This window comes from Pseudomonas sp. TE50-2 (genome assembly GCF_040813665.1).
Lineage (GTDB): Bacteria > Pseudomonadota > Gammaproteobacteria > Pseudomonadales > Pseudomonadaceae > Aquipseudomonas > Aquipseudomonas soli.
Genome location: NZ_JBFNXN010000001.1, coordinates 2927648 through 2948193, shown reverse-complemented (window position 1 = coordinate 2948193; position 20546 = coordinate 2927648). Strand labels below are relative to the sequence as shown.

The following is a 20546-nucleotide window of genomic DNA, read 5'->3' as shown; positions in this document are numbered from 1 at the left end:
CAGAGGAGCGGTTCGCCCCCAGCATCGAAAACAAGGAGTAACACGCCATGCATGCCATCAGCTTCATCCAGGATCTGGCGGTGATCATGCTGGTTGCCGGGGTGGTCACCATTCTTTTTCATCGCCTCAAGCAGCCCGTGGTGCTGGGCTACATCGTCGCCGGCTTCATCATCGGGCCGCACACGCCGCCGTTCGGGCTGATCCACGACGAAGACACCATCAAGACCCTGGCCGAACTGGGAGTGATCTTCCTGATGTTCTGCCTGGGCCTGGAGTTCAGCCTGCGCAAGCTGTTCAAGGTCGGTGCCACGGCGTTCATCGCCGCCTTCCTGGAAATCGTCCTGATGATCTGGATCGGTTTCGAGATCGGCCGCTGGTTCGGCTGGAACACCATGGATTCGCTGTTCCTCGGGGCGATCCTGGCGATTTCCTCGACCACCATCATCGTCAAGGCGCTCAACGACCTGAAGATGAAGAACGAGCGCTTTGCCCAACTGATCTTCGGCGTGCTGATCGTCGAGGATATTCTCGGCATCGGTATCATCGCGCTGCTGTCGGGCATCGCGGTCAGCGGCACGGTGAGCTCCGGCGAGGTGTTCTCGACCGTGGGCAAGTTGTCGCTGTTCATGATCGTCGCGCTGGTCATCGGCATCCTGCTGGTGCCGCGGCTGCTGGCCTATGTGGCCAAGTTCGAAAGCAACGAAATGCTGCTGATTACCGTGCTAGGCCTGTGTTTCGGCTTCTGCCTGCTGGTGGTCAAGCTCGAGTACAGCATGGTGCTGGGTGCCTTCCTGATCGGCGCAATCATGGCCGAGTCGCGCGAGCTGCTGAAGATCGAGCGCCTGATCGAGCCGGTGCGCGACTTGTTCAGTGCCATCTTCTTCGTGGCCATCGGCCTGATGATCGACCCGTCGATCCTGCTCGAATACGCTTGGCCGATCGTGGTCATCACCCTGGCGGTTGTGTTGGGCAAGATGCTTTCCTGCGGCATGGGGGCGTTCATTGCCGGCAATGATGGACGCACTTCGCTGCGTGTGGGGATGGGGCTTTCGCAGATCGGCGAATTCTCCTTCATCATCGCTGCCCTGGGCATGACCCTGCAGGTCACCAGCGACTTCCTCTACCCGGTAGCGGTGGCGGTATCGGCCATCACCACCCTGCTCACGCCCTACCTGATCCGCGCTGCCGACCCGTTGTCGATCAAGCTGGGCAAGGTGGTACCCAGCCGTCTGGCACGGGTGCTTTCGCTGTACGGCGAGTGGTTGCGCAGCATCCAGCCCCAGGGCGAGGGGGCCATGCTGGCGGCGATGATCCGGCGCATCCTGTTGCAGGTCGGGGTCAACCTGGCGCTGGTGATCGCGATCTTCTTCAGTGGCGGCTACTTCGCCGGGCGCATCGGCATCTGGTTGAGCGAGTGGGTAGCGGACGCCGGTCAGCAGAAGGCGCTGATCTGGGGCGCGGCGCTGCTGCTTTCGTTGCCGTTCCTGATTGCCGCGTACCGCAAGCTCAAGGCACTGTCGATGCTGCTGGCAGAGATGGGCGTCAAGCCGGAGATGGCGGGGCGACATACCCAGCGCGTAAGACGGGTGATCGCCGAGGTGATTCCGCTGCTGTCACTGCTGGTGATCTTCCTGCTGCTGTCAGCCTTGTCGGCGAGCATTCTGCCCACCAGCGAACTGCTGCTGATCATCGCGGTAGTGGCGGCGGTGGTGGTGGCGCTGCTGTGGCGCTGGCTGATCCGTGTGCATACGCGAATGCAGGTGGCGTTGCTGGAGACGCTGGAGAACAGCCGCGATCATTCGCACTGAGGGAGCGGTTAACGCTTTCTGCGCAAGATTTCACCGTCGTCCGAGGGGATGGAGCGGTAGCAGTGTCGCCAGGCGCAGAGAGCCTGGCGATTCTACGAGTGATTGGTAGCTATAAGCCATCACTTTGTGCGGGTATTTCTCATTCAGCTTTCCAGCCAGACATCCCGCGCCCAGTGCCAGACCGATTCCCAGCTTTCCTCGGTGACGATTTCCTCTTCACCGGACCATAGCACCACGGTGCCGTCCTCTTCGACGCAGTAGAAATCGTCTCCGTCCTGGCAGATCGGGATGAGGTCGCGGGGCACGCCGGCGTCCCAGGCATTGGCCGCCACCTCCGGCAGGTAGGTGTGGGATTGCGGGTCGGTCACGGTCACCGGCTCGAGGCTGCCGTATACCACGTCACTGACGGTCAGCAGGTATTCCTTGAACACGAAGGGGATGTTGATGAACAGCTCTTCCTCGATTTCGACCAGCTGATCCTCGTCCGGCAGTTCCAGCGGCACCGGTACCGGCTCGTTGGCTTCACGGAGTTGTTCGATCACTTCTTCCACGGTTCACATCCTCTGACCTTATGACAACGCTGCGCGTTATACCCTAGTAGGCCGCTCTGGCAAAAGCAAAAACCCCGGGACAGGCCCGGGGTTTTTTCTGCAACGTGCGACGGTTAACCGTTTTGGCGGATACCGGCCAGCAGCCAAGGCTGGTTTTCGCCCTGGGCGCGAACCATGTGCCAGCTTTCGCTGAACGCTTCGCCCTGGTCGAAGCGCGAAGTCTTCGACACGCCACGGAAGGTAAGGGTAGCGTCGGTCTGGTCGGCGCGGTCGTCTACGCCGTCCAGTTGCACATCGAGGTCGTCGATGTAGGTGGACTGGAAGCCTTCACCTTGTTCCGCGCGCTCACGCTTGAGGAACTCGAGCATCTGCGGGGTGACGAACTCGGCGATCTTGTCCATCTCGTTGGCGTCCCAGTGCTGCTGCAGCGACTGGAAGTGCGAACGGGCGGCGGCCAGGAAGCTGGCTTCGTTGAACCAGGCCGGGGCGTTGATCGCAGGTGCGGCAACCGGTGCGGCGGAACCGCCGAAGATCGACTGCGGAGCGGCCTGCGGCTGGGCTTCGCGCTGGTACGGGGCATGGCCGGCTGCAGCGTGTTGCGGCTGCTGCTGGCGGCGGCGCGCGGCGATGAAGCGGAAGACCAGGAAGGCGATCAGGCCCATGATCAGGAAATCGAGGATCTGCATGCCATCGAAGCCGTCGCCCATGAACATGGAGGCCAGCAGGCCACCGGCGGCGAGGCCGGCCAGTGGGCCCAGCCAGCGCGAGGCGCCGCTGGCGGCAGCGGGTGCGCGGCCTGGCGCGGTCGGGGCGGCGGCAGGGGTGGTCGGGGTAGCCTGGCGGGTCTGGTGGATAGGCGCGGAGCCCGAGCTCTTGCCGCCACCGAAGCGCTTGGCGTTGGCGTCGAGGCTCAGCGTCAGGCCGACGCAGAGCGCCAGAGCGATGCTAAGAAAACGTTGCATAAGTTGGGGGTTCCCGTTTGTGTGGATTGCACGCGCGTCATGGTGCACATGAACCGGCAGACATAGCTAGCGACAACATGTTTCGAGCTTTTGCCTGATAGTCGGGAATGCAGACGGGCGTTGTCTGAAAGGTCATCGCGGGGCAAGCCCCGCGATTGGGCTCAGATGGCTTCCAGCTTGGCGTATCCAAGCATCAGCCATTTGCTGCCTTCGGAGAAGTTCACCTGCACCCGCGCTTGGGCACCGGAGCCCTCGAAGTTGAGGATCACGCCTTCGCCGAACACCGCATGCTGCACCCGCTGGCCAAGGCTGAAGGCGGTCTGCGGGATGCTGGCGTTGGCGAACAGGCTGCTCGCGGGCGTCTTCGCGCCGCCGAACGGACGGCTCACGGTGTTCGACAGGCGCACTTCCTGCACCAGCCCGGCCGGAATCTCGCGGACGAAACGCGACACCTTGTTGTAGGTTTCGCTGCCGTACAGGCGGCGGGTCTCGGCGTAGGTCATGACCAGCTGGCGCATCGCCCGGGTGATGCCCACGTAGGCCAGGCGCCGTTCTTCTTCGAGGCGGCCGGGTTCTTCGAGGCTCATCTTGTGCGGGAACAGGCCTTCCTCCATGCCCACCAGGAACACGTAGGGGAACTCCAGGCCCTTGGCGCTGTGCAGGGTCATCAGCTGGATGCTGTCCTCGTGCTCATCGGCCTGGGTGTCGCCGGCCTCCAGCGAGGCATGGCCGAGGAACGCCGACAGTGGCGACAGGTCGGCGTCGTCGTCGCTGGTCTCGAAGTTGCGCGCCGCGCTGACCAGTTCCTCAAGGTTCTCCACCCGGGCCTGGCCTTTCTCGCCCTTTTCTTCCTGGTGGTAGATGATCAGGCCGGACTGTTCGATGACGGTCTGGGTCATCAGGTGCAGCGGCATGTCCAGCACCTTGGCGGCGAGGTTCTCGAGCAGCTCGATGAAGGCACCCAGCGCGCTGGCGGCGCGGCCCTTGAGGGCCTTGGCGGCCAGCAGCTGGCACATGGCGTCCCACATCGACAGCTGGCTGTGACGGGCGTGTTCGCGGATGGCCTCGACGGTCTTCTCGCCGATGCCGCGTGGCGGCACGTTGATCACCCGCTCCAGCGCCGCGTCGTTGCCGCGGCCTTCGAGCAGGCGCAGGTAGGCCATGGCGTTCTTGATCTCGGCGCGTTCGAAGAAGCGCTGGCCGCCATAGATGCGGTAGGGGATGCGTTCGCGCAGCAGGGCCTCTTCCAGCACCCGCGACTGGGCGTTGGAACGGTACAGGATGGCGATCTCGTCGCGAGCGTTGCCCTGCTTGATGAGACTTTCGATGGTCTCGACCACGTAGCGCGCTTCGTCGTGCTCGTTGTAGGCGGCGTAGAGCGTGAGCGGTTCGCCCTCGCCCATGTCGGTCCACAGTTCCTTGCCCAGGCGCCCGCTGTTGTTGGCGATCAGCGCGTTGGCGGCCTTGAGGATGCCGCCGGTGGAACGGTAGTTCTGCTCCAGGCGAATCAACTCGGCGTCGGGGAAGTCGGCGGTGTACTGGTGGATGTTCTCGATCTTGGCGCCGCGCCAGCCGTAGATCGACTGGTCGTCATCACCCACCGCCATCAGGCTGTCGCCACCGGAGGCGAGCAGGCGCAGCCAGGCGTACTGCACGGCGTTGGTGTCCTGGAACTCGTCCACCAGCAGGTGACGGAAGCGGCGCTGGTAATGCTTGAGCAGGTCCGGGTGGTCGCGCCACAGGTCGAGGGCGCGCAGCAGCAGCTCGGAGAAGTCGATGACCCCGGCGCGGTCGCAAGCCTGTTCATAGGCGACATAGATGTCGCGCATGGTGGCCAGGAACAGGTCGCCGCTGGCCTGGATATGCCGTGGGCGCAGGCCCTCGTCCTTCTGGCCGTTGATGAACCACTGGACCTGGCGTGCCGGCCATTTCTGCTCGTCCAGGCCCATTTCGCGGATCACCCGCTTGACCAGGCGTTGCTGGTCGTCGCTGTCGAGGATCTGGAAGTTCTGCGCCAGCCCTGCCTCCTGCCAGTGCGCCCGCAACAGGCGGTGGGCCAGGCCGTGGAAAGTGCCGACCCACATGCCGGCCGGGTTGATGCCCAGCAGTTGCTCGATACGCTGGCGCATTTCCGCCGCGGCCTTGTTGGTGAAGGTCACCGACAGGATCGAGTGCGGCGAGGCCTGTTCGACCTGGATCAGCCAGGCGATACGGTGCACCAGCACGCGGGTCTTGCCCGAGCCGGCGCCGGCCAGCACCAGTTGGCGTCCGACGGAGGCCGCCACGGCCTGGCGCTGGGCGTCGTTGAGGGAGTTCAGCAGGAGGGAGAGGTCGTCATTATGCATGCGGGCATTCTATGGCCGCGCGCAGGCAGGGGCAAACGCCCGCGCTGCAAATCACTGCACAGGCCATCTACCGTTCATCGGCGCTGCTGGCAGCGCCCCGTGGTTGAGCGGTCAGACCTGGACGGACGAGACATTTTCCAAATCATGACGTAGAGCAGTTTGGTCTGACGCGACGCTTGTGTATTCTCCCTGCACATTTGTGGTCAGCCATAACAAGAACTCAAAAGAATCCAGCCATATGACCCAGGATTGCATGGCGATCGGAGCATCGCCGGAGACGACACGGAGCGTTCGCAGGCAATTCGCCACCCAGCTGTCGATCGAGCGGACTCGCCTGCTGTACCAGGGCTCTCTGCTGCCCACCCTGTTCATGCTGCTCAACGGCCTGCTCAGCGCCTGGCTGCTGTGGAGCCCTGGGCGCTATCTGCTGGTTGGCGTGTGGATGGCCTGGCTGCTGGCACTGGTGGTGCTGCGGGTGATCCAGGTGGCGGCCTTCGAATCGGCGACACCGGTTCGCCAGGCCAAGCCAGCCTGGCGGCGGATGTTCCTGCTCGGTTCGGCGTTCAGCGGCCTGACCTTGGCCAGTGCGGTGATCGCCCTGGCGCCGGCGGACAACTTCGTGCAGCAGGCCTGGGTATTCGGCCTGCTCGGGGCGGCGGCGTTGTCGGCCAGTGTCGCCTACGCGGTCAGCCTGCCGGCGTTCCTCAGCTTCGCGGTGCCGTGCCTGCTACCGCCGATCGCGTTTCTCTTCGTCTATGACGCCGGGCACCAGCGTGGCTGGGGGTGGCTGGGGCTGATCCTGCTGGTGGCGCTGATGGTGGTGGCCTGGCAGGTCAATCGCCTGATCGAGCGTGGCCTGCTGCGTCGCTTCCAGAACCAAGCCCTGATCGAGCATCTGCAGTGCGCTCAGCGCCACAGCGAGGGCCTGAACCGCAAGCTCAGCGCCGAAATCGCCCAGCGTCGTCAGGCCGAGGACGACCTGCGCCAGGCCCATGCCGGCCTTGAACAGCGCGTGGCCGAACGCAGCCATGCGCTGGACCTGGCCAACCAGGCCCTGAGCAAGAGCGAGCAGCGCCTGGCCCTGGCCCTGCAGGCCAGCGAACTGGGGCTGTGGGACTGGAACCTGGAAACCGACGAGGTCCATCACACACAACTGCATGCCCTGTTCGGCCTTGATGCCGAGCAGGTCCGCTCGGTGCGCGCCGACCTCAAGCCGCGGCTGCACCCCGATGATCTGCCGCTGCTGCGGCGCACGCTGGTCGAACACCTCAAGGGGCGCACCGAGGACTACCGGGTCGAGTACCGGGTACGTCACGCCCAGGGCCACTGGTGCTGGATCGAGGACCGTGGGCGGGCGGTGGAATCCGATGCCCAGGGCAAGGTCCTGCGCATGCTGGGCACCCGCCGTGACATCACCGCACAGAAGGAGCAGGAGGAGCAGCAGCGGCTCGCCGCAACGGTGTTCGAGGCAGCCAGCGAGGGGATCGCCATTCTCGATGCCGACTTCCAGCTGCTGGCGGTCAACCAGGCTTTCTGCGATGTCACCGGCTACGGCCGCGCCGAGCTGATCGGCCGCAACGCCCTGGAGCTGCCCTGCAGCCGCGACGCCCGGCGCCACAGCCAGGCCATCGACCAGGCGCTGGATCAGCAGGGACGCTGGCAGGGCGAGCTGGTCGAGGCGCGCAAGAGCGGCGAACTCTACCCCCAATGGTTGCAGCTCAACAGCGTGAGCGATGTGCGGGGGCGCATCGTCAATATCGTTGGCTTCTTCACCGACCTGTCGGCGCGCCGCGAATCCGAGGAGCGCCTGCGCTATCTGGCGCACTACGACGACCTCACCGGCCTGGCCAACCGTGCGCTGTTCCGCCTGCGCCTGCACGAGGCGGCACAACGCATGCGCCTGAATGGCCGCAGCCTGGCGCTGCTGCACGTTGACCTGGACCGCTTCAAGCTGCTCAACGAGAGCCTGGGTCATGAGCTGGCCGACCAGTTGCTGAAGAAGATGGCCCAGCGCCTGGCCAACGCGGTGCCTGAGGCCGACACTGTGGCGCGCCTGTCCGGCGACGAGTTCGCGGTGCTGTTCGACGGCTATACCAACTTATCCAGCCTGGTGCGCGTCACTACCCGGTTGCTGGACAAACTGCGTGTGCCTCAGCGTGTGGGCGGGCACGAGGTGGTGATCAGCGCCTCGGTGGGTATCAGCCTGCTGTCCGACGCCAGCCTGGACCTCAATGCGCTGGTCAGCCAGGCCGACATGGCCAAGCAGCATGCCAAGCACCTGGGCGGCGACAGCTTCCAGTTCTATACCGAGAGCTTGCGTGCCAGCACCCTTGAGCGCCTGCAGTTGGAGAACCAGTTGCGCAAGGCCATCGACGAAGGCCAGCTGCTGGTCTACTACCAGCCCAAGCTGTGCCTGCGCACCGGTCAGCTGCACGCGGCCGAGGCCCTGGTACGCTGGCAGCACCCGCAATGGGGCATGGTGCCACCCAGCGAGTTCATTGGCCTGGCGGAAGAAACCGGGTTGATCGCGCCCATGGGCGAGTTCGTGCTGCGCCAGGCCTGTTGGCAAGCCTGCGAGTGGTTGCGCCAAGGCCTGGAGGTGCGTGTTTCGGTCAACCTGTCGGTGTACCAGTTGCGCCAGGGCAAGCTGGTCAGCCTGGTGCGCCAGGTCCTGCAGGAATCCGGCCTGGCGCCGCACCTGCTGGAGCTGGAACTGACCGAAAGCCAGTTGCTGGACAGTGTCGAGCACATCATCGCCACCTTCGAGCAGCTACACGCGCTGGGGGTTAAGCTGGCCATCGACGATTTCGGCACCGGCTACTCGTCACTGAGCTACCTCAAGCGCTTCCCGGTCGACTACGTGAAGATCGACCAGGCGTTCATCCGCGGGCTGCTTGAAGGCACGCAGGATGCGGCCATTACCCGGGCGATCATCGCCATGGCGCAGAGCCTGCAATTGAAGGTGGTGGCCGAAGGGGTGGAAACCCGCGAACAGTTGCAGTTCCTGCGCGAGCACGGCTGTGACGAGGTGCAGGGCTACCTGATCAGTCGGCCGGTCGATGCCGCGTCGTTCAAGGCGCTGCTAGGGCGTTCGACCGCCGACCTGTTGGGCTAGGCGTGCCAGGCCTGGCCCTGGCGCGCCAGCAGGCTGTTGGCCTGTTCCGGGCCATTGCTGCCGGCGGGGTAAGGGCGCGGCGCCTGGAAGTGCTCCTCCCAGCCCTGCAGGATCGGGTCGATCCAGGCCCAGGCGGCCTCGACCTCGTCGCGGCGCATGAACAGTGTCGAATCGCCTTCGAGTACATCCAGCAACAGCCGTTCGTAGGCCTCCCAGCGGCGGGTCTGGGCGAAGGCCTGGGCCAGGTTGAGGTCCAGCTCGACCGGCGCCAGGCGCATGCCCTTGCCCGGGCTCTTGGTCATCATGCGCAGGCTGATGTGCTCGTCCGGTTGTAGCTGGATCAGCAGCTGGTTGACCTGGCCGCCGCTGAACAGTTCGTGCGGCACGGGCTTGAACTGGATGACGATCTGCGACGAGCGCCGCGCCATGCGCTTGCCGGTACGCAGGTAGAACGGCACGCCGGCCCAGCGCCAGTTGTCGATGTGCGCTTGGACCGCGACGAAGGTTTCGGTGTCGCTATCGTTGTCCACGTCCTTCTCGAAATAATAGGCCGGCACTTCCTGGCCGCCGATCTTGCCGGCGCCGTACTGGCCGCGCACGGTCTTGTCCTGCACGTCCTGGCCGGTGATGGGCTTGAGGGCGCGGAGGATCTTCACCTTCTCGTCGCGTACCGCCTCGGCCTCGAACTGCGAGGGGGGCTCCATGGCCACCAGGCAGAGCAGTTGCAGCAGGTGGTTCTGCAGCATGTCGCGGGTGGCGCCGGCACGGTCGTAGTAGGCGCCGCGGTTTTCCACGCCGAGGGTTTCACAGACGCTGATCTGCACATGGTCGACCTGGCCGTTGCGCCATACCGGCTCGAGCAAGGCGTTGGCAAAGCGCAGGGCCATGAGGTTCTGCACGGTTTCCTTGCCCAGGTAGTGGTCGATGCGAAAGACCTGGGATTCGTCGAACACCGCGCCGATCGCTTCGTTGATCGCGGTGGCCGACTCCAGCGAGTGGCCGATGGGTTTTTCCAGCACGATGCGCGCTTCGCTGTCGGCCAGGCCGGCGATGCGCAGGTGAGTGGCGATCGGCACGAACAGCTTGGGCGCGGTGGCCAGGTAGAAGATCCGCGTCAGGCCGCCGGGCTCGCCCAGGTAGCGGGCCAGGCGGCCGAAGTCGGCGCTCTGCGCCGCGTCCATAGGGAAGTAGTCGAGCCGCGCCGAAAAGCGCTGCCAGACGTCTTCGTCGAAGTCCTGGCGGGCGACCTGTGCCCGGCAATGGCGCTCGGCAAGCTTGACGTAGTCGTTGCGCGGCAGGTTGCGTCGGGCCAGGGCGATGATCCGCACGGCCGTGTGCAGGCGGGCTTCGCGATACAGGTGGTAGAGCGCCGGGAGCAGTTTGTGCAGGGCCAGGTCGCCCGTGCCGCCGAAGACCAGGATGTCGCAAGGAATCGTCAAACCACCACTCTCCACGTTCGATTAGCTGGGCGGGTTGGCAAGCATGTAGTATAACTACAAGAAAGCTACATCCCGGCACGCCGATCATAACCGAGTCCAGCCCGTGAATCTGTTGCAACATATCGACCAATCGCGGCACCTGCTGCGCAAATCGGAACTCAAAGTGGCCGACCATGTGCTGCTCGATCCGGCTGCCGTCATGCACAGCTCGATGGCCGACCTGGCGCACAGCGTGGGGATCAGCGAACCGACCATTGTGCGCTTCTGCCGGGCGATCGGTTGCTCGGGCTTCCAGGATCTCAAGCTCAAGCTGGCGCAAAGCCTGGCTGCCGGTGCCAGCTTCGGTCAGTTCGCCATCCATGAAGACGACTCGGTCGCCGACTACAGCCTGAAAATCTTCGACACCACCCTGCATACCTTGATGGAAGTGCGCGAGCACCTCGACCCGCAAGCCTTGCAGCAGGCGGTGACGGCCATGGCCCAGGCCCAGCGCGTGGAGTTCTATGGTTTTGGTGCCTCGGGCGCGGTCGCGGCGGATGCGCAGCACAAGTTCTTCCGCTTGCTGCTCAGCGCGGCGGCCTATTCCGATCCGCACATGCAGGCAATGTCGGCTGTCACCCTCAAGCCGGGCGATGTGGCGGTGTGCATTTCCCAGTCGGGGCGTTCGAAGGACCTGCTGATCACCGCCAACCTGGTGCGCGAGAGCGGTGCCAACCTGATCACCCTGTGCCCGAGCCAGACACCGCTGGCCGAGCTGTCGACGGTCAACCTGGCTATCGACGTGCATGAGGACACCGAAATCTACACGCCGCTGACCTCGCGCATCGCCCACCTGGTGGTGATCGACGTGCTGGCCATGGGCGTGGCCATGGCGCGCGGGCCGAGCCTGGTCAACCACCTCAAGAGCGTGAAGCGCAGCTTGCGCAGCCTGCGCCTGTCGCCCAAGTCGATCAAGGCGACCGACGACTGATTCGAGGCTGTGCTCGCATGGGATCGGGCTGGCCCGCGCCCATGCAGATTTCATCATTTCGTCACCAATCCACCGCCAAACCGTAAACCACCGAAGCCAGTCTGAAACTCCCCGCATCCTTTCTGGGAGACAGGCAATGGCACGTGATCACGACGGTGTGTACCAACCCAACGCCAAGGCTCGCAAGCAGCAGGAAAAGGATCAGCGCCGCATGGAGTACCGCCGCGCGATCGAATGCTACTGCGACCAGCGCCAGTTGCTGCGCGAACTGGCCGACTACCCCGACCTGCAGGACCTCACGGTGTGGCAGGTATCGGCGGCAACTTCCCCGAGAAACGCTCAGCAAGCCCGCTGATCATTGCACGTTCGCTGCGGATGAACGCTTGAAACGCCAGGGCCACCGGCGATTGCCGCTTGCTCCGGGACTGCACCAGGCACCAGCTGCGGTACAACGGCAGTTCTTCCACCGGCAACTCCCTGAGCATGCCGGTGGCCAGTTCCATGTTGACCGCATGACGGGTCAGCAGGGCGATGCCCAGCCCGGCCACCACGCATTCGCGCTGGGCATCGGTGGAGGCCACCTCGAGGGTCTGGGTGAAATGCACGCGCTTGTCCTTGAAAAACTCCTCGCAGGCCTTGCGGGTGCCCGAACCCTGTTCACGGACCAGCAAGGTGTGCGGTTCGAGATCCTGCAGGCGCAGGCTGTCCGGCTTGCACAACGGGTGTTGCGGCGGTGCCACGGCGACGATTGGGTTGTTCAGGAAGGGCAGGAACTCGAGGCCCATGTCCTGGGGCACCATGGACATGATGACCAGGTCGTCGCGGTTGTCCGACAGGCGCCTGATCGCCTGGGCACGGTTGACCACCGTCAAGGTGAGGTTGACCTCCGGGTGGCGCTGCTTGAAGGCGGCGAACAGGTGTGGCACGAAGTACTTGGCGCTGGATTCGATCGCCAGTTTCAGCTGACCCTGCAGTGAGCCCTGCATGTCCGACAGCTGCATGTCGAGGTTCTCCAGACGCCCGAAGATATCCCGGCTGGCACGTTGCAGCGCTTCGGCGGCCTCGGTCAGGTAGAGCTTCTTGCCGACATACTCGAACAGCGGCTGGCCAACCAGCTCTTCGAGCTGGCGGATCTGTAGACTAACGGCGGGTTGCGTCAGCGCCATCTCCTCGGCCGCCCGGCTGTAGGAGCGCAAATCACACACTTCGTTGAAGATCTGCAACTGACGTAAAGTCATACGCATCAATGACTTGCGCATTTTTTGCGGTGCTCCGGCAAAACCTTGTTACCCAACTATAAGCTTTTGCTTATGCTGCCTCTAACAAATATTGATTTTTGTTTATCGACCTTCAGCGCTAGGGTGAATATGCGACTGGCCAGCGACGTCTGGTCACGCGCCGACCGGTAGAACCGGATCGTCTGTTCCTACGGCTTTGGGAAGACTCCAGTGATAACAAAAATCCTGATCGCCAACCGGGGTGAGATTGCAGTACGGATCGTGCGTGCCTGCGCCGAGATGGGCATTCGCTCCGTGGCGATCTACTCCGACGCCGACCGCCACGCCTTGCACGTCAAGCGCGCCGACGAGGCCTACAGCATCGGTGCCGAGCCCCTGGCCGGCTACCTGAACCCGCGCAAGCTGGTGAACCTTGCTGTCGAGACCGGCTGCGATGCCTTGCATCCCGGCTACGGTTTCCTGTCGGAAAACGCCGAACTGGCGGAGATCTGCGCCGAACGCGGGATCAAGTTCATCGGCCCGGCCGCCGATGTCATTCGCCGCATGGGTGACAAGACCGAAGCGCGCCGCACCATGATCGCGGCCGGCGTGCCGGTCACCCCCGGTACCGAAGGCAATGTCGCCGATATTCATGAAGCCTTGCAGGAAGGCGACCGCATCGGTTATCCGGTGATGCTCAAGGCCACCTCCGGTGGCGGCGGGCGCGGCATTCGCCGCTGCAACAGCCGCGAGGAACTGGAACAGAACTTCCCCCGGGTGATTTCCGAGGCCACCAAGGCCTTCGGCTCGGCGGAAGTGTTCCTGGAAAAGTGCATCGTCAACCCCAAGCACATCGAGGCGCAGATTCTCGGTGACAGCTTCGGCAACGTGGTGCACCTGTTCGAGCGCGACTGTTCGATCCAGCGCCGCAACCAGAAACTCATCGAGATCGCCCCGAGCCCGCAGCTGACCCCTGAGCAGCGTGCCTACATCGGCGACCTGGCCGTGCGCGCGGCCAAGGCGGTGGACTACGAGAACGCCGGTACCGTGGAGTTCCTGCTCGCCGATGGCGAGGTGTACTTCATGGAGATGAACACCCGGGTGCAGGTGGAACACACCATCACCGAGGAAATCACCGGCATCGACATCGTTCGCGAGCAGATCCGCATCGCCTCCGGCCTGCCGCTGTCGATCAAGCAGGAAGACATCCAGCACCGCGGCTTTGCCTTGCAGTTTCGCATCAACGCCGAAGATCCGAAGAACAACTTCCTGCCCAGCTTCGGCAAGATCACCCGCTACTACGCCCCGGGCGGCCCGGGTGTGCGTACCGACACGGCGATCTACACCGGCTACACCATTCCCCCGTTCTACGACTCCATGTGCCTGAAACTGGTGGTCTGGGCGTTGACCTGGGAAGAAGCCATGGACCGCGGCCTGCGGGCCCTGGACGACATGCGCCTGCAGGGGGTCAAGACCACTGCCGCGTATTACCAGGAAATCCTGCGCAACCCGGAATTCCGTAGCGGCCAGTTCAACACCAGCTTCGTCGAAAGCCACCCTGAACTGACCAACTACTCGATCAAGCGCAAACCCGAAGAGCTGGCCCTGGCCATCGCCGCCGCCATCGCCGCCCACGCAGGCCTGTGAGGAACCGAATAATGTCCAAGAAAATCTTTGTTACCGACACGATCCTGCGCGACGCTCACCAGTCCCTGCTGGCCACCCGCATGCGCACCGAAGACATGCTGCCGATCTGCGACAAGCTCGACAAGGTCGGCTACTGGTCGCTGGAAGTCTGGGGCGGCGCCACCTTCGACGCCTGCGTGCGCTTCCTCAAGGAAGACCCGTGGGAGCGCCTGCGCAAGCTGCGTGCTGCGCTGCCCAACACTCGGCTGCAGATGCTCCTGCGTGGGCAGAACCTGCTGGGCTACCGCCATTACAGCGACGACGTGGTCAAGGCCTTCGTGGCCAAGGCCGCGGTCAACGGCATCGACGTGTTCCGCATCTTCGACGCCATGAACGATGTGCGTAACCTGCGCGTGGCCATCGAGGCGGTGAAAGCCGCCGGCAAGCACGCCCAGGGCACCATCGCCTACACCACCAGCCCGGTGCATACCGTCGATGCCTTCGTGCAGCAGGCCAAGCAGATGGAAGCCATGGGTTGCGACTCGGTGGCGATCAAGGACATGGCTGGCCTGTTGACCCCGTTCGCCACCGGCGAGTTGGTCAAGGCACTGAAAGCCGAGCAGTCATTGCCGGTGTTCATCCACTCCCACGACACCGCCGGCCTGGCCGCGATGTGCCAGCTCAAGGCCGTCGAGAACGGCGTGGACCACATCGACACCGCGATCTCCAGCTTCGCCTGGGGCACCAGCCACCCGGGCACCGAGTCGATGGTCGCCGCGCTCAAGGGCAGCGAGTTCGACACCGGCCTGGACCTCGAGTTGCTGCAGGAGATCGGCCTGTACTTCTACGCCGTGCGCAAGAAGTACCACCAGTTCGAAAGCGAGTTCACCGCCGTGGACACCCGCGTGCAGGTCAACCAGGTACCGGGCGGGATGATTTCCAACCTGGCCAACCAGCTCAAGGAGCAGGGCGCGCTCAACCGCATGAACGAAGTGCTGGCGGAGATTCCGCGGGTGCGCGAAGACTTGGGCTTCCCGCCGCTGGTGACCCCGACCTCGCAGATCGTCGGCACCCAGGCGTTCTTCAACGTGCTGGCCGGCGAGCGCTACAAGACCATCACCAATGAAGTGAAGCTGTACCTGCAAGGCGGCTACGGCAAAGCCCCCGGTGTGGTCAACGAGCAACTGCGGCGCCAGGCGATCGGCAGCGAGGACGTGATCGACGTGCGCCCGGCCGACCTGCTCAAGCCGGAGATGGCCAAGCTGCGCGCCGACATCGGCAGCCTCGCGCACTCCGAGGAAGACGTGCTGACCTTCGCCATGTTCCCCGACATCGGCCGCAAGTTCCTCGAGGAGCGTGAAGCCGGCACCCTCAAGCCAGAAGCCCTGCTGCCGATTCCGGAAGCCGGCGCGGTGGGGGCGGTGGGCGGTGAAGGCGTGCCGACCGAGTTCGTCATCGATGTCCACGGTGAAACCTACCGCGTCGACATCACCGGTGTTGGCGTGAAGGCCGAAGGCAAGCGCCACTTCTACCTGTCCATCGACGGCATGCCGGAAGAAGTGGTGTTCGAGCCGCTCAACGAATTCGTCGGCGGTGGCGGCAGCAAGCGCAAGCAGGCCAGCGCGCCGGGCCACGTCAGCACCAGCATGCCGGGCAACATCGTCGATGTGCTGGTCAAGGAAGGCGACATGGTCAAGGCCGGGCAGGCGGTGCTGATCACCGAGGCAATGAAGATGGAGACCGAAGTCCAGGCGGCGATCGCCGGCAAGGTCGTGGCCATTCACGTGGCCAAGGGCGACCGGGTGACCCCGGGTGAAATCCTGATCGAGATCGAGGGCTGACAGAAGCCTTCATCTACAAGCGGTTAACCTCTGGGGAGCGGATGCTCCCCTTTTTTTGTCTGGATAAATCAGCCCACGCGGCACGCTTCCAGCGTGCGGACTTGTCCCTCAGGCTGCTGGTTTTCCTCACTCAACCAACGCTCGAACCCCGCCGCCACGGTAGGCCATTCGGTATCGGTAATCGAATACCACGTTGTATCGCGATTACGGTCCTTGACCACCATGTGGTTGCGGAACACGCCCTCGAACACAAAACCGAACCGTTCGGCCGCGCGCTTGGAGCGGGCATTGGCGTCGTTGCACTTCCATTCCAGCCGGCGATTGCCCAGCTCGAAGCCCAGCTTGCTCAAAAGGTAAACCGCCTCGGTGCCCTTGGGTGTGCGTTGCATGGCGGCGCCGAAGGCGATGTGGCCAATCTCGAAGCGGCCCTGTTCGGGGACGATCGACATGTAGCTGAGGATGCCCTGAACCTGGCCGTTGGCGCGGTCGATCACACTGTAGAACAGCGGGTCGCGGCTGGCGGCGTTGCCTTCCAGCCAGCGGTCGAAGCTGGCGCGCTCAGCAAACGGGCCGTAGGGCAGGTAGTCCCATAGCGCTGGGTCCGAGCCCGGACCTTGCAGTACTTCCCAAAGGTCGTTGCCATGGCGGGCCGGGTCAAGCTTCTCCAGGCGGATGAAACGGCCTTCGATGGGCTCGGCCTTGGGCGTACCGGCGGGTTTCCAGTTCAATGCGTCGTTCATGTGCGGCCTACAGTGCTTTGCGGAATTGGATGAAGCCCGGCCGCTCGGCGACCTGCTCGTACAAGCTGATGGCGGTGGCGTTGGTCTCGTGGGTCAGCCAGTGCACCTTGATGCAGCCAGCGGCCTTGGCCGTGGCGTAGACATGCTCGATGAGCTGCCGACCGATGCCCAGGCCACGCACTTCACTGTCCACGTAGAGGTCCTGCAAGTAGCAGGAGTTCTCGATGCTCCAGTTGGAACGATGGTAGATGAAGTTGACCATCCCCACCGCCTTGCCATCGACCCAGGCCAATGCCGAGTGGGTAGGCTCGTTCGCATCGAGCAGGCGTTGCCAGGTACTGGTGTTGACTGCGTCGGGCAGTTCGGCCTGGTAGAAACGCAGATAGGCCTGCCACAAGGGCAGCCAGGCGGCATGATCTTCGGCGCGAACCGGGCGCAGGGTAATGACTGTCATGGGGCTTTTCCTTCAGAGATCGCGCATGTGTGCGGCGAGTTGGTTATCCACAAGGTCGGCGCTGGCGGCCAGGCCTTCGCGGACCCCGGCGATGTCTTGCGCCGAACGGTTCTGGCTGAGCTTGCGTGCGCCCTGCAGGCGGGCGATCGGCAGGCGGATACCGACGATGGCGCGGAGCATGCCGTCAAGGTAGTCAGCCGGAGCGTCGGCGACGCTCCACGGTGCTGCGCGGCCTTGCTCATGGCGATCGGTCAGGCGGCTGACGATGTCCAGCAATTGTGTCGGCTCGTGGATCACCTCCACCGGGCCCCAGGCATGCACCGCCATGTAGTTCCAGGTGGGCACCACCTTGGGGTTGTCCGCCTTGCTCGGGTAGTAGCCGGGGCTGACATAGGCGTCGGCGCCGGGGAATACCAGCAAGGCTTCAGCGCCTTGTGCCAGGTCCTGCCATTGCTGGTTGGCCCGGGCGAGGTGGCCGTAGACCGTGCCGAATTCGCCCTCGCCAGTGGCGACCAGCACGGGCAGATGGGTGGCCAACAGCCCGTGCTCACCGTGGCTGATCAGCGTTGCCAGGCGGGTGTGCTGCATGTGCTGGTGCAGGCGGCCAAGGTCATGTTCCTGATGCGGTTTGCTGTTGTACATGCCGGTGTTCCTTGTGCTGTGGCTTCATCCTAGGCAGGCTATTGGCTCTGTGTAAGAGCCATTCATGACTGTTTTGATAGGTCCAATGCCATGAGCGAACGTACCCACGCGTTGCCTTTCGATCCGGCAGGGATCGTCCTGGATCGCCGTCGCGGGCTCAGCCAGCAGCTCTACCAGGCCTTGCGCGCGCGCGTGCTGGATGGGCGCCTGGAAGGCGGCACTCGGCTGCCGGCCACCCGTGACCTTGCGGCGGTGCTGGCGTTGTCGCGCAACAGCGTGGTGCGTGCTTATGACCAGTTATATGCCGAGGGCTTTATCGAAAGCCGGGTAGGCGATGGCACTTATGTAAGCCGCCTGGGAAAACTATCCACACAACTGTCCACAGGGTTATCCCTGGGGTTATCAACAGACTTATCCACATCTGAAGCGTCTGATACTGAGGATTTATCCAGTTTTGCACTGTGCAGCGAGCCGTTGTTGCGTCTGAAAAAGCACCATCTGCCTCCGCCAAAAGGCGATGCGCCGAGGGCTTTCAGGGTTGGCCTGCCAGCCTTCGACCTGTTTCCTTTCGAGGTCTGGGCCAAGCTGCAAGCGGGTTTCTGGCGAAATCCCGACCCGGCGCAGCTCGGCTATGGCGACCCGGCAGGGGAGCTGCCGTTGCGTGAATTGATTGCCACCTATCTGCGTCGGTCGCGGGGGCTTTCCTGCAGTGCTGAACAAATTGTGATCACCAGTGGTGCGCAGCAGGCGATCAGCCTTTGTGCACAGTTGCTGTTGCAGCCTGGTGACGGGGTGGCTGTGGAAAACCCGGGCTACCGCGCTGCCGGGCACGCCTTCGCCCTGGCGGGGGCAAGGGTCAGGGGCGTGCCGGTGGACGAAGAGGGCATGGACTGTGCGCGCCTGGCCGAGCTGCCGGATTGCCGCCTGGCTTACGTGACCCCGGCTCACCAGTACCCCACCGGTGTGACCATGAGCCTGGCCCGGCGCCTGGCGTTGCTGGCCTGGGCCGAGCGCCAGGACGGCTGGGTCGTGGAGGACGATTACGATGGCGAGTACCGCTACAGCGGTGCGCCTTTGGCACCGCTGGCGGCACTGGATCGGCAGGGCCGGGTGTTGTACGTGGGAACGTTCGGCAAGATCGCCTTTCCGGCTTTGCGGCTGGGTTACCTGGTGCTGCCCAGACGCCTGGTGCGGGCATTCAGCCAGGCCAAGGCACTGGCGGTGCGGCACTCGGAAGTCGGCACGCAATGTGTCATGGCGCAGTTCATGGCCCAAGGGCATTTCCAGCGGCATATCCGCCGTATGCGCCGGGCGGCGCTGGCCCGCAGGAATGTGCTGAAGGCCGGTTGGCCGGTGGAGGTGCCGGGGCTGGGGGCAATGCCGGACGTCGCAGCAGGGCTGCATGTGAAGGTGGCTGTGGATAACTTGGCGCGGGAGCAGGAGCTGGTGGCGCGGGCGGAAGCGGTGGGGGTGGAGCTCACTCCGCTGAGCAGCTACTGGCTGGAGGACAGCGCGGAGCCTGCGGATAGAAGGGCAGGGCTGGTACTGGGATTCGCGGCAGTGCCAGAAGGGGAGATTGCGCAGGCTTTGATGCGCCTACGCAAGGCCTGGCGAGATTGAATGGGGCCGCTCTGCGACCCATCGCCGGCAAGCCGGCTCCCACAAAGACATGTGCAATTCCTGTGGGAGCCGGCTTGCCGGCGATGGGCTGCAGAGCAGCCCCAAAAACATCAGGTCCCCGACTTGATCCTGGTCCAGGCCCGCGTCCGCGCCCGCTCGGCATCCCGTGGCAACGGCTTGAGCGTGTACAACTTGGCCATTGCCTCCGCCGTCGGGTACAGGTTCGGATTGTTGCGGATCGCCGGGCTGACCTTGTCGGTCGCATCCTTGTTCGGGTTCGGGTAGCCGACGAAGTCGCTGATCGGTGCGATCACTTCTGGTCGCAACAGGTAGTTGATGAATGTGTGGGCATCTTCCGGGTTGGCGGCGTTCTTGGGGATCGCCAGCATGTCGAACCAGATCGGCGCGCCTTCCTTCGGCAGGCGCATGTCCACCACCACGCCGTTCTTCGCTTCGCGAGCCCGATTCGCGGCCTGGGAGAAGCTGCCCGAGTAGCCCACCGCCACACAGATATCACCATTGGCGATATCGGCCATGTACTTGGACGAGTGGAAGTAGGTTACATGCGGGCGGATCTTCAGCAGCAGGTCCTGGGCTTTCTGATAGTCGGCCGGCTTGCCGCTGTTGGGGTCCAGCCCCAGGTACGACAGCGCCAGCGGCAGGATCTCCGACGGCGAATCAAGCAGTGCCACGCCACACTGCTTGAGCTTGGCGATGTTCTCTTCCTTGAAGATCAGGTCCCAGCTGTCCACCGGTGCGTTGTCGCCGAGCACCGCCTTGACCTTGGCCGGGTTGAAGCCGATCAGCACCGTGCCGTACATGTAAGGCACGGCAAACTTGTTGCCCGGGTCATTGGCCTCGATCAGCTTCATCAGAGCCGGGTCCAGATGTTGCCAGTTGGGCAGCTTCGCCCGATCGAGGGGCTGGAACACGCCGGCTTCTATCTGCTTGGCGAGGAACACGTTGGACGGCACCACCACGTCATAGCCGGAGTTGCCGGTGAGCAGCTTCGCCTCCAGTGCTTCATTGGTGTCGAAGATGTCGTAGATCAGCTTGACCCCGCTGTCCTTCTGGAAGTCGACCAGGGTTTGCGGGGTGATGTAGTCGAACCAGTTGTATACCCGCAGGGTACGCTGTTCGGCGTGTGCCTGGAGTGCGCCAGCGAACAGGCTGGCGGCGATGAGCGGGGCGAGCAGACGTTTGAGTCGAGTCATGT

The 20546-nt window shown here is 63.9% G+C and carries 16 protein-coding genes; 7 read left to right on the top strand and 9 right to left on the bottom strand.

All coding sequences use genetic code 11. The features are described 5' to 3' along the window. Positions 1–47: 47 nt before the first annotated feature. Positions 48–1808: a cation:proton antiporter gene (locus tag AAHK21_RS13375; protein WP_367857476.1), complete on the top strand. Its 1761-nt coding sequence runs from the start codon at positions 48–50 to the stop codon at positions 1806–1808. A 143-nt stretch (positions 1809–1951) separates the two neighbouring features. Here AAHK21_RS13375 and AAHK21_RS13370 read toward each other — a convergent pair whose 3' ends face one another. The 3 genes from AAHK21_RS13370 to uvrD form a co-directional block, all read right to left on the bottom strand. Continuing rightward, complete coding sequence (locus AAHK21_RS13370; RefSeq protein WP_023629684.1) at positions 1952–2359, bottom strand: SMI1/KNR4 family protein; 408 nt, start codon at positions 2357–2359, stop codon at positions 1952–1954. A 113-nt stretch (positions 2360–2472) separates the two neighbouring features. Then, positions 2473–3321 (bottom strand): Tim44 domain-containing protein, encoded by an 849-nt coding sequence (locus tag AAHK21_RS13365; protein WP_046857624.1) that lies wholly within the window; start codon positions 3319–3321, stop codon positions 2473–2475. Positions 3322–3482: 161 nt separating this feature from the next. Continuing rightward, complete coding sequence (gene uvrD / locus AAHK21_RS13360; RefSeq protein ID WP_038707073.1) at positions 3483–5666, bottom strand: DNA helicase II; 2184 nt, start codon at positions 5664–5666, stop codon at positions 3483–3485. Between the two features lie 253 nt (positions 5667–5919). On the opposite strand from uvrD, the gene AAHK21_RS13355 reads away from it, so the two are divergent. Next, positions 5920–8781, top strand: a complete 2862-nt coding sequence (locus tag AAHK21_RS13355; RefSeq protein WP_156177718.1) for a GGDEF domain-containing phosphodiesterase — start codon at positions 5920–5922, stop codon at positions 8779–8781. On the opposite strand, the gene zwf is transcribed toward AAHK21_RS13355, so the two are convergent. Further along, positions 8778–10220 (bottom strand): glucose-6-phosphate dehydrogenase, encoded by a 1443-nt coding sequence (zwf, locus tag AAHK21_RS13350; RefSeq protein ID WP_217867708.1) that lies wholly within the window; start codon positions 10218–10220, stop codon positions 8778–8780. The genes AAHK21_RS13355 and zwf overlap by 4 nt on opposite strands. A gap of 103 nt (positions 10221–10323) precedes the next feature. On the opposite strand from zwf, the gene hexR reads away from it, so the two are divergent. After that, positions 10324–11190, top strand: a complete 867-nt coding sequence (hexR, locus tag AAHK21_RS13345) for a transcriptional regulator HexR (protein WP_023630201.1) — start codon at positions 10324–10326, stop codon at positions 11188–11190. Positions 11191–11326: 136 nt separating this feature from the next. Continuing rightward, on the top strand, positions 11327–11545 hold the full coding sequence (locus AAHK21_RS13340; protein ID WP_081941302.1) for a PA3496 family putative envelope integrity protein: 219 nt from the start codon (positions 11327–11329) through the stop codon (positions 11543–11545). Here the strand turns inward: AAHK21_RS13340 and AAHK21_RS13335 are convergent. Further along, positions 11487–12434 (bottom strand): LysR family transcriptional regulator, encoded by a 948-nt coding sequence (locus AAHK21_RS13335; RefSeq protein ID WP_367857475.1) that lies wholly within the window; start codon positions 12432–12434, stop codon positions 11487–11489. The genes AAHK21_RS13340 and AAHK21_RS13335 overlap by 59 nt on opposite strands. Before the next feature lie 204 nt (positions 12435–12638). On the opposite strand from AAHK21_RS13335, the gene AAHK21_RS13330 reads away from it, so the two are divergent. Both AAHK21_RS13330 and oadA read left to right on the top strand, forming a co-directional pair. Further along, entirely contained in the window at positions 12639–14054 is a 1416-nt protein-coding gene (locus tag AAHK21_RS13330) for an acetyl-CoA carboxylase biotin carboxylase subunit (protein ID WP_023630199.1), read from the top strand. An 11-nt stretch (positions 14055–14065) separates the two neighbouring features. After that, complete coding sequence (oadA, locus tag AAHK21_RS13325; RefSeq protein ID WP_367857474.1) at positions 14066–15874, top strand: sodium-extruding oxaloacetate decarboxylase subunit alpha; 1809 nt, start codon at positions 14066–14068, stop codon at positions 15872–15874. Between the two features lie 68 nt (positions 15875–15942). Here the strand turns inward: oadA and AAHK21_RS13320 are convergent, their stop codons facing one another. Genes AAHK21_RS13320 through AAHK21_RS13310 form a run of 3 tightly spaced genes read right to left on the bottom strand, consistent with a single transcriptional unit; the run spans position 15943 to position 17710 of the window. Beyond that, positions 15943–16614 carry a GNAT family N-acetyltransferase gene (locus tag AAHK21_RS13320; RefSeq protein WP_367857473.1) on the bottom strand — a complete coding sequence of 224 codons (672 nt, stop codon included), beginning with the start codon at positions 16612–16614 and terminating at the stop codon, positions 15943–15945. Between the two features lie 7 nt (positions 16615–16621). Next, complete coding sequence (locus AAHK21_RS13315) at positions 16622–17068, bottom strand: N-acetyltransferase family protein (RefSeq protein ID WP_367857472.1); 447 nt, start codon at positions 17066–17068, stop codon at positions 16622–16624. Between the two features lie 12 nt (positions 17069–17080). After that, on the bottom strand, positions 17081–17710 hold the full coding sequence (locus AAHK21_RS13310; RefSeq protein ID WP_367857471.1) for an FMN-binding negative transcriptional regulator: 630 nt from the start codon (positions 17708–17710) through the stop codon (positions 17081–17083). 90 nt (positions 17711–17800) lie between these two features. Between AAHK21_RS13310 and AAHK21_RS13305 the strand changes: the two genes are divergently transcribed. Continuing rightward, a complete protein-coding gene (locus AAHK21_RS13305; protein WP_367857470.1) occupies positions 17801–19330 on the top strand; it encodes a PLP-dependent aminotransferase family protein in 1530 nt (509 codons plus the stop codon). Between the two features lie 110 nt (positions 19331–19440). Here AAHK21_RS13305 and AAHK21_RS13300 read toward each other — a convergent pair whose 3' ends face one another. Continuing rightward, the gene (locus AAHK21_RS13300; protein ID WP_367857469.1) at positions 19441–20544 is read right to left on the bottom strand and encodes an extracellular solute-binding protein; all 1104 of its coding nucleotides are present in this window, start codon (positions 20542–20544) and stop codon (positions 19441–19443) included. Between the last annotated feature and the right edge of the window lie 2 nt (positions 20545–20546).